This window comes from Streptomyces sp. SID1328 (assembly GCF_009865595.1).
GTDB classification, from domain to species: domain Bacteria; phylum Actinomycetota; class Actinomycetes; order Streptomycetales; family Streptomycetaceae; genus Streptomyces; species Streptomyces griseoluteus.
The window spans coordinates 1-1,417 of record NZ_WWKH01000451.1; the positions used below are offsets into that span (position 1 = coordinate 1).

Genomic DNA, 1,417 nt, shown 5'->3' on the forward strand with positions numbered 1-1,417 from the left:
GTGAAGTGGGCTACACCGGTGACCACGGGACCTCGGGGGGCGCCGGGATCGGAGGGCCCGTGGGGCTGCTCCGCCGTGGGTGCGGGCCAGCCGGGCATGGGCGGGACGGCGGGGGGCCGGCCGGGCTGGGGATCGGGGAGAGCGGGAGGCCGGTCCGGCCGCTGGTCCGGGGCGGCCGGCGACACCGGGGTACGGGCTCCCGGTGTGTCGGGGGCGCGTGGCGGGACGGCCGGCGGCCGGTCCGGCAGAGGAGGCGGAGCAGGCGTCGGAGGAGCGGTCGGCTCGCCGGGCGGGGTCCGCCGCGCCTTGGGCACCGGGGCGGCTCCTGGCTGAGCACTGGGGACTGGAGCAGGCGGCTCGGCGTCCCGCTGGTCCGGGAACGGGGGGCGTTGCCCGGGGGCCTCGTCGGTTCTCCGGGCGGGAGACGGCGGCGAGCCCTCTCGCGCCGTGCCCCGGTCCTCCGCGCCGCCAGGCCCGGGCACCGTCGTGCGTTTCGCCGAGGCGTACCGGTCGTCCAGGGAATCCGGGGCCGGTGCCGGTCCGGTGTCGTCGGCCGTTTCGTCGTAGAGCTGACCCCACCAGTCGTCGTCCTGGCGAGTGGGCCCGTCCCCCTGCTGACTCATGCCGGTAATTGTCACCACGCGGGCCGCGCGGAAACGGGGCATCGGCGAAATCGGGCCCTCCTCGCCCAGCGCATCGAGGGACAGGGCGAACGGCCGTACGAGATCTGCGGTTCCGTGCGGGCTCGGGCACGCTGGGCAGATGGGAGCGTGGGAACTCCTGCTGGTCGGCCTGGTGATCGCGCTGGGCCTGTGCGGAGTGCTGGTGCCCGGCGTGCCGGGTTCGTGGCTGGTGTGGGCCGGGGTCCTGTGGTGGGCGTTGATGAACCCGTCCGGCCCGGCCTGGGCGCTCCTGGTCGGCGCGACCGTCGTCCTGCTGCTGGCGCAGGTCGTCCGCTGGACGCTGCCCCCACGCCGGCTGCGGGCGAGCGGCGCGACACCCCGGATGGCGGTGTACGCGGGCGTCGGCGCGCTCGCCGGCTTCGTGCTGCTGCCCGTGGTGGGCGCGCTGCCCGGCTTCATGGGCGGGATCTACCTCGGCGAACGACTCCGGCTCGGCCGCCACGGCGAGGCGATGGCCGCGCTGCGAACGGCGATGCGCTCGGGCGGCTCCAGCGTGTTCACGGAACTCTTCGCCTGCCTGCTGATCGCGGCCGCGTGGCTGGGCTCGGTGCTGTGGGGCTGACCCCGCCCGCGGTCACAGCAGGACGCGGCTCACACAGTCGGCGATGGCCCGCATCCCGTCGTCGTCGAAGTGCAGATGGTCGCCGGGGTCGTAGCGCGGCAGCAGCCGCACCGGGTCGGCCGGATCGCGCAGCGCCGCGTCCGCGTCGCAGACGGCGTCGAAGGCCCCGCCG

The 1,417-nt window shown here is 76.1% G+C and carries 1 protein-coding gene and 1 pseudogene; one reads left to right on the top strand and one right to left on the bottom strand.

The features are described from left to right. The first annotated feature begins 762 nt into the window (after positions 1 to 762). Positions 763 to 1,245 carry a DUF456 domain-containing protein gene (locus GT030_RS13730; protein ID WP_161201359.1) on the top strand — a complete coding sequence of 161 codons (483 nt, stop codon included), beginning with the start codon at positions 763 to 765 and terminating at the stop codon, positions 1,243 to 1,245. A 12-nt stretch (positions 1,246 to 1,257) separates the two neighbouring features. Here the strand turns inward: GT030_RS13730 and GT030_RS13735 are convergent. Beyond that, positions 1,258 to 1,417 (bottom strand): annotated as a pseudogene (locus GT030_RS13735) (SGNH/GDSL hydrolase family protein); the annotation flags it as partial.